General features: G+C 40.8%; 7 protein-coding genes. 2 read left to right on the top strand and 5 right to left on the bottom strand.

All coding sequences use genetic code 11. From position 1 onward, the window contains the following. The 5 genes from F6K20_RS15495 to F6K20_RS15515 form a co-directional block, all read right to left on the bottom strand. Positions 1-2,145: pentapeptide repeat-containing protein (locus F6K20_RS15495; protein ID WP_287295233.1), on the bottom strand; the 2,145-nt coding region annotated here is incomplete at its 3' end. Between the two features lie 30 nt (positions 2,146-2,175). After that, the gene (locus F6K20_RS15500) at positions 2,176-3,135 is read right to left on the bottom strand and encodes a DUF1822 family protein (protein ID WP_071106121.1); all 960 of its coding nucleotides are present in this window, start codon (positions 3,133-3,135) and stop codon (positions 2,176-2,178) included. 144 nt (positions 3,136-3,279) lie between these two features. Then, on the bottom strand, positions 3,280-3,765 hold the full coding sequence (locus tag F6K20_RS15505) for a ribbon-helix-helix protein, CopG family (protein WP_071106120.1): 486 nt from the start codon (positions 3,763-3,765) through the stop codon (positions 3,280-3,282). A 681-nt stretch (positions 3,766-4,446) separates the two neighbouring features. Continuing rightward, positions 4,447-5,538 (bottom strand): heat-inducible transcriptional repressor HrcA, encoded by a 1,092-nt coding sequence (gene hrcA / locus F6K20_RS15510; protein ID WP_287295235.1) that lies wholly within the window; start codon positions 5,536-5,538, stop codon positions 4,447-4,449. A gap of 361 nt (positions 5,539-5,899) precedes the next feature. Then, a complete protein-coding gene (locus F6K20_RS15515; RefSeq protein WP_287295237.1) occupies positions 5,900-6,259 on the bottom strand; it encodes a rhodanese-like domain-containing protein in 360 nt (119 codons plus the stop codon). A 569-nt stretch (positions 6,260-6,828) separates the two neighbouring features. Here F6K20_RS15515 and F6K20_RS15520 point away from each other — a divergent pair. Together F6K20_RS15520 and cysE are read left to right on the top strand one after the other, a co-directional pair. Then, the gene (locus tag F6K20_RS15520; protein WP_287253652.1) at positions 6,829-7,296 is read left to right on the top strand and encodes a hypothetical protein; all 468 of its coding nucleotides are present in this window, start codon (positions 6,829-6,831) and stop codon (positions 7,294-7,296) included. A gap of 116 nt (positions 7,297-7,412) precedes the next feature. After that, positions 7,413-7,936 (top strand): serine O-acetyltransferase (cysE, locus tag F6K20_RS15525; protein WP_287295239.1); only part of this gene is annotated, 524 nt, incomplete at its 3' end.

The following is a 7,936-nucleotide window of genomic DNA, read 5'->3' on the forward strand; positions in this document are numbered from 1 at the left end:
TAGTAGTTGCTGAATCTCTGCTGCTGCCTCTGCCAAATTTTGTTTTTGGGCTGTGGCATAGTTGTTCTGAGTGCTAACTATTTGGCTGTCATTGGCTGTTCCCGCGTAAGCAAAAGCGTTTGAGGAATTTCTCTGGTCTATGTTGAATGTATTCTCTTCTGATATAGGTGGACTATCTACTGTGTTTTTGATATAAATATCATTATTAATAGGTTTGCTAGCCATAACCTTGATGATTTCTTTTATATCAGCACTTTGATGACGATAAATTTGTATTTGTTCATCTTTAGCCTTTAATTCAGCTCGATATTTTTCTTCGACTGCTTTGAGTGCTAACTCATAGTGCTGCTTGAAATCATTTTCAATTTCAGCTTTGTTGAATTCCCTAGGTATGTTGATGCGAATCACGATAGTACCATCCCCCTTATTCTCAATAGCTTGAATCCCTAACTCCTGTGCCCCGCTTTCAACTTTTATCTTCTGGAATGAGGTAAAAAATGCCTGCCAGTTAACTCCATTAATGAAAATCAAATCAAGAGTTTCTAAAACTTTTTTAAATAACTTAGTAAATTCTCCTGGAGCAAAGTTACCGCTATGGGGACGGCGCTCTTGTTGAGAATCTCGCAGATAAACATAAGGACAAATTATCCCATCAAGATTTGTAGCATTATTGATATTCCAGTCTTTTATACAAGCCCCAGTCAATAATGCTTGTTCAAAGTTAGTATTCAATGCTTGGACTGCCGTTAGATTAGCTCCAGTGAGATTGGCTTGACTGAGATTAGCGTGACTGAGATTAGCGTGACTGAGATTGGCTCCACTAAGATTAACGTTACTAAGATTAGCTTGAGTGAGATTAGCTTGAGTGAGATTAGCTCCAGTAAGATTAACGTTACTAAGATTAGCTCCAGTCAGATTGGCTCCAGTTAAATTTATTTTGATTAGATCTGGAACTAACTCAGTGTTTCTTTTCCTCGACTGATTCCAAGCTTCTACTCTTTTTTGGTATAAAATTAGGTCTTCGTTGTTTGGTTGTTGCTGAGTGATAAAGCTCATCGGAGCAAGATCATTCCAAATGGGAGGCAATTCTGCGGGATTCTGAAATAAAACTGGCAACCAACTAGCACAGGGAAAATCATTCTCTAATCCTTGCAATTGTTCCCTTGCTTCCCTTACTGAAATATATAACGATTTTCCCCTTGAAAATGACTTAAGAAATCCCTTTAAAAACTCCTGAGCCACTAGATCTGGTACTGGCTCTCGCATCACAATAACTTGCGGGATGTGCAAGTCAGTTAAACTTTGTGCTAAACCTAGCCCATCACAAGAGTTAAATATAGCTATCTTTAATCCCCGTTCAATTGAAGCTTTTAAAGCATTTTTTAAATCACTAATTAGTAAACTATCTGTTCGGTTAATATAAATATAGCCACTCTTGCCATCTACTTGGCTGTAACTATGCCCAGAAAAAAAGAGGATATCCCAGGCTTTTTCGTCCCATAGTGCCCTATCTAATGCCAGGCGTGACGGCTCAACCAGAAACTTAATTTCTGTATCAGGTAAATCTTCTAGTAATTCTCGGTCTTTTTCAAGATTAATTCCGTCACTGTTTCCTAAAACAGCTAAAATTCTCACCTTATCGTTGATAATAGAAGAAACGGGGCGCTTAACTTTATCATAGGTTAATTCCCCCAAAGCCACCTCAGCCTTGCGGTAATAATCAAAAATGTCCCACAGATGCCAGGGGATTCGTCGTAATTGAATATCTTCCACTTGGATAATTACACGAATTTCTTCAGAACGATTTAAATTTTGAAGAAATCCCTCTTTGATGACACGAAAATCTTGATAATTAAGCCAACTATTTAGATTTTTTTCCAAGTCATTGGATAATTGCCGAAACTGATCGATACTGATGATAGAAGTGTTTAGCTGTGTTTTTTTCTTCAAAGAGCGTACAGAAAAGCCTAGGTTTTGATATATTGAATACCAGCGCTTATGGAGTTTTGCCAATTCTGGTGCTGGGGGCAATTTTCCTAGTCTTTCTATTGATGGAAGAGCACGCTCATCTCCAATTTTTAGAGTAGCTGAAAAAGCAGTTTCTAGGTTTCCCTCTCCTAGATTTATTACAACTAATTTACCCATTTCCATTTTATAATTATAAAAACTTAACAACTACACCATAAATAAATATGTATAACTGAACTTATCATAGTCTATTTTAACGCTGAATTTATCTCCATAATCAGCCCTAAACCTTAGCTGGATGCCAAGATCACCAAGTTGTGATTGTGCTTCTATAAAAGTTTCAGATAAGTCATAATCAAGTACAACCAACTTGGTATTTTCTGGTAAATCGTTTGGGTTGCTGATAGCATATAGCTGTAGCAGAATATCTACTTCATTATTACTTTCTATAGCCACATGGACGACTAAAGCCATCTGGCATCCATTATCCCAGGTAATTTTTTTAACTCGATTGACTCCTTTTATGTGCCTAGGAGCATCTCTATAAGAATATTGTATTCTTCCTAAAATATCTTCCCATGGATACCAGTTTTCTTGCTCAGCATCATAAAAGTCATTGCGCAACCAATTGTTCAATTTTACTGGCTTCTGATCAAGTTCAGTCTGCCAGGGATTTAGGAGTGAGGTTTCAGGTTCTACCTTTAGCTCATAAATTGGCTCATAACGATGAAAGGAGTCTTCTAATGGCTGACGATCTAACACTTGCTCGACTGACAAAACTGGAAAACTAGAGCCAATATAATTTAATTTTTGAGCATTTAAGGTTACCAAGGCTTCCAGATTATTAGCGATTGCATAAACCAACTCTTCAGCAACTTCAAAACCTGTAAGCTCTATCAGGTCGTATAATCGATCTTTCTCTAAGATGGTGTAATCGACAGAGCATTCCTTTAGAATTCCCATTACCATAGAGAAAATTTCTCTAGCATCTTTTTCCCCCCTCAGGATTTTGGCGTAATAAAAGAATTTAGCTACAGTCGCTTTGGCAACATAGCCCTCCATGCGCTGGGATTCAATAATTTCCAACAACTTTAGCGTCTGTTCTGAAAACGACTCTTGCTCGATCAGGAGACACATCAAGACACTTAAACCTACCAAAACCCTCATGATTGAACATCTATAGCAGTTTTCAAATGAACACACCCATTGAATCTTGGTTACAGCAACAGCTCATTCTCAGCTTACCCCCTCCCCTAATCAAGGATGGGGGCTATTCAAGTCAAAACCGCTGTATGCATCTTGTTACTAAATTTAGTAGTCCCTGAATTGAGAGTCTTGCGGAATCTCGGGGTTGACTGAAGACTGTTTACCTTTTACTAGGTTACGCAATCGCGCTGATTTAGACCCCTTTGATAGAGAAGACCGAGGTTTACGGCTGCTTGGCTCCTGATCCAGTACCTGGTTTAGATTCTCGTTCATCTCCAGGAATAACTCTTGCAATTCATCCAGACGCCTCTCTACATGGGAGTCAGTCTTAGGTACAGTGGATCCTCCCAGGGATTGAGCAACTCCTTGAATCGCAAGTGCGAGATCAGTAACATTGGTTTGTTTTCTGAGGTTCTCAACGGAGGATTCTACTACTGTTAAACGTTCTTCTACTGAGTCATCGGTTTCCAAACCCTGTCTCAGCAGTCTGTTGATTAACTCTGTCACTGAAATGCCCTTCTCCTCAGCGCGGTCTTTGAGGGCTTGTGCTAGGTCTTCAGATAGTCTGAAGCTAACTAGTTTCCTAGACATAACAATTTATTCACATTAACTAGTGATATACGTATTATAGCTTTTTTGGTAGCTAGTGATATATGTATTATAGCTGCTTGCTGATCAGTAATTACTATAATATCGTTCCTATAACCCAGTTAATATAGGGATTTAAGCTATTTTCAAAAAGATATCCCCGACGTCAGCCTTTCTGCTAGTGGCCAAATGTGATATACATATGATATACAAAAGATGTACATTATTTAAGCTGCCCACATGAAACCTGCGACTCTAAGAGACTTTTTCAGAAAAGTGAGAACTCCGATAGCGGTAGTGAGCGCAATACTTGTCGGAGTTAACGCTGGGGTTCAAATTTACCAAAATTTAGATTTAAATAGTCAAATCCAGGAGATTATCAACAAAACCTGGGATCATAGTGAGTCTTCTGCTGAGACAAGCAGGAAAGATACAGACTTTCCTGGATATCGAGGTCCTAAATCCTGAAGAAGCTACGGAAATTCGTAACCTGCCCACCTAGCGGCAAGGGGAATGGGTCGATGAGGGTGTATCTCTAGCTATGGTCCCTGTTTTAGGGAGGCAACTGAGTTGGGGCTTAGAAATTTTTCCAGTCCCTTTTGGTATAGTAATTAGAATAATTTGGAGAAAAAGCTGGATGTAGCATTTCCGATCAAAGTCTTCCCATTGCGGTAAGACTTCCCTTTAAGCTGGTTGACTCAAGGCTTCAGTTAGATAATCTGCCGCTGCTTCCACTAATGCGATCGCATTTTCATAAATCATGCGAGTTGGTCCAATAATTCCCACACTTCCCACTGGGACTTGGTCTTGCTGATAGTTAGCAGATACCAAAGTACAGCCACGCATCGGTTGCAAGGAATTCTCTGCACCAATCCTAATTTTCACACGGGACTTAACTTCCAACTCTTCCGGTACTTTAAAGATTACTGACCACAATTGCTCCTGTTCCTCTTCCAACAGATGTAGTAAGTCTAGAGTCTGGTCTATTTCCGCAAATTCTGGTTGACGCAACACCTCTGAGATGCCACGAATCATAATCGGGCTGGACTTAGGTACTACAGTGCGACGGGTCAACTCAGTTAATAAATTGCTTAAAAAATCCGCATAGCGGACAAATTCTCGGTCTAATTCACTCCAATCTAATTTCTCCAATTCCGTGAGAGTTCGCCCTCGCAGCTTACTATTCAAAAAGTTAGATAATATTTTTAACTCCCGCTCCACAATCGACTCATCAACGGTCTTATCATCCTCTGAGTGGGGCAGATTCATCAATACCGACTGAGTTTCATAACTATCGGTCACTATAATCAACATCACCTGCCCTAGCTCTAGGTGCATCAACTGTAGATGGCGCAGGCGAGTAGTGCGATTGTCAGGGAAAGTAATTAAAGCAATATATCCACTGACCGTTGCCAGAATTTGAGCAGCATCCCTTAGCAATACCTCAAACTTAGCTTCCTCCCAGTTCAACTTCTCTGCCAGTAAATTTTCAACATACTGACTCAAGGTTTCTGACGGTTGAATCAGCTGGTCAACATAGGTTCGATAACCTGAATCAGAAGGAACCCTACCTGCAGAGGTATGGGGTTGATATAGTAGTCCAACTTTTTCCAACATACTCATGCAAGAGCGAATCGTGGCTGGACTCACACTCAGGTCATATTCTTGAACCAAGGCTTTAGAACCAACCGGTTCCGCCGTGGCAATATAGTGACGAATAGTCGCCCAGAGAATATGTTGTTGCCGAGTTGTTAAACTTAGTTGTTGGCGAGACATTTTGAACCAAAGCTGAACTTAATTTGAAAGGGAAAAAAGTCTAAATTAGAGGGAGGAGTTACCATTAAGGTGATCAAACATACTAATAATGGAATGTTGCCTAAAAGCTGGGTCTAGTTAAGCCTGCTTTAGTCCAAAACAGTAGGGCTGATAATTAGATATCCCAATCAATCACCAAAAATCAGGGTTGGTTTTGGTGAAACTTGGAAGTATCTGGGATTTATCCATAGCTATGGCAGCGTCTGCTCACCCAAGGATTAAGTTGGTTATTAATACATTTTATCTAAAAATATTTGCTGTAAGAACATTTGTTCTAAGATAGCAGAATCTACTCATAGCAGTAGTTAGTAGTGAGCTGCAATTAGTAACGAGGAATGCTATGATCAACTATGATTGAGTATGCGTCAATACCCCCAGCTACATTCTTGACATTCGTGAACCCCTGACTGATTAACCACTGACACATCTGAGCCGAGCGCATACCATGATGGCACATGACCATGGTTTCAGCTGTGGGGTCAAAGCGAGTAGAGATTTCCCCAGACCACTGAGCAAATTCACTCAAAGGCAGAATTTCAAACCCTTCTATAGAAGCGATCGCAACTTCTTGCCGTTCTCGGACATCAATAAGCTGTAACTGCTCCGGGGAATCTGCCATCTGCCTTGCCAGTTGTTCAACACTGATTTCAACAAGAGGTTGATCAAACGATTGAGCGACCATAGGACGTAAATAGCTGTAACGCGCTTGTTTTCGTAGTTTTGACCTTTATTCTACCTCTAGTAATCGCAATTTTATTTATTCACCCTAAATATAATGAGCAGATGATGGGGTGATCAGCTATGGTGGCTGATTAATATGTAGCAATATTTAAAGTAGTTAATATCAGGATTAACATCAGCTGTCAGCCCTCAGCTATCATTTATAAAATAAACATCGAACACGATAATTTAATAGTTCGAGATTTTACAAAATTGAAAGTTTGGGCATTTGTCCATCTAAGTATTCAGGCATTGTCTGATAGCTGATAGCTGATAGCTGATAGCTGATAGCTGATAGCACCTCAAGTAGCGTGCGCATTAGCTGATAGCTGATAGCTAATTGCTAAGGAATAAATTAACGCCAAAGGTATCAAATAATAATTAATGTGGCAGATAGCAGAGTGTCACAGGTGTTGCTATCGAACAACAGAGGTTTATAGGAAAATATAAGTAAGTACTGTAATTTCTAATAGTTTACTGCTACTCAAATAGGGAGGAAATAGTAACAACTAGTCTTAGGAGGGTTTTGCAATGGTGCGACAAGGTGTTAGAGGAGTCATAGCTTTAATAGTAGCCCTCTGTTCTATGCCCGTTTTATCTCAGACAGCGAATTTTGCTTCTTTAAACTTATCACCGGGTTTTTCCCCAAGTCAGGGAGAAGTCAGTGGTCACACCGGTGGTGCTTACTCGTTGTCATCGATGGCAAATAGCGATCGCAACAATGATCCCTGTATTGGTTTTGGAGACCCTACTCCAGATCACCTGATGGTTTTGGAGGCAGATTTACCCAGTTTAACTATAGGGGTCAACACAGAGGGAAAGGATACCACTTTACTGATTCAGTTTCCCAACAATCAAATCCTTTGTGGGGATGATACAGGTTCCAAAAAAGATGCCAGCATAACCGCACAAAATTGGCCAGCTGGCACATACCAAATCTGGGTTGGTGCCTTTGAGGGAGGACAACGGTGGGATTACACCCTGACGGCTGTTGAGTAACCAAAAAGCGATGCAGCGAGGTAGCGCGGTCTTGGGGGAAACCCCCACTCGCTATTCCATCAAGACAAGGTAAACTAGTTAGTAATTTGTTCAAGCATTAATTCTGGTGACCTCTAGTGCTATCTGCCCTGATTGCTGACTTCCGTATTATCTTTGAGCGTGACCCAGCTGCTCGTAACTGGCTGGAGGTTTTGTTCTGCTACCCCGGTCTACAGGCTCTGCTGTTCCATCGCTGTTGTCACTGGTTACATGGGATTGGGATTCCATTCATTCCTCGACTGCTGAGTCAGTTATCCCGATTTGTTACAGGTATTGAAATTCATCCGGGTGCCAAAATTGGTCATGGTGTCTTTATTGACCACGGTATGGGTGTGGTGATTGGAGAAACCGCCATTGTGGGAGACTACTGTCTAATCTATCAAGGTGTTACCCTCGGCGGTACAGGAAAGGAAAGTGGTAAGCGTCACCCTACTCTAGGAGAAAATGCGGTAGTGGGAGCTGGTGCTAAGGTGCTAGGGAATATCCAAATTGGTAATAATGTCCGCATTGGTGCTGGGTCAGTGGTCTTGCGAGATGTTCCTTCCGATTGTACTGTGGTCGGTATTCCAGGTCGGATTGTCTATCGTTCCGGTGTACGAGT

The sequence above is a fragment of the Moorena sp. SIO2C4 genome (genome assembly GCF_010672485.1).
Classification (GTDB): Bacteria; Cyanobacteriota; Cyanobacteriia; order Cyanobacteriales; family Coleofasciculaceae; genus Moorena; species Moorena producens.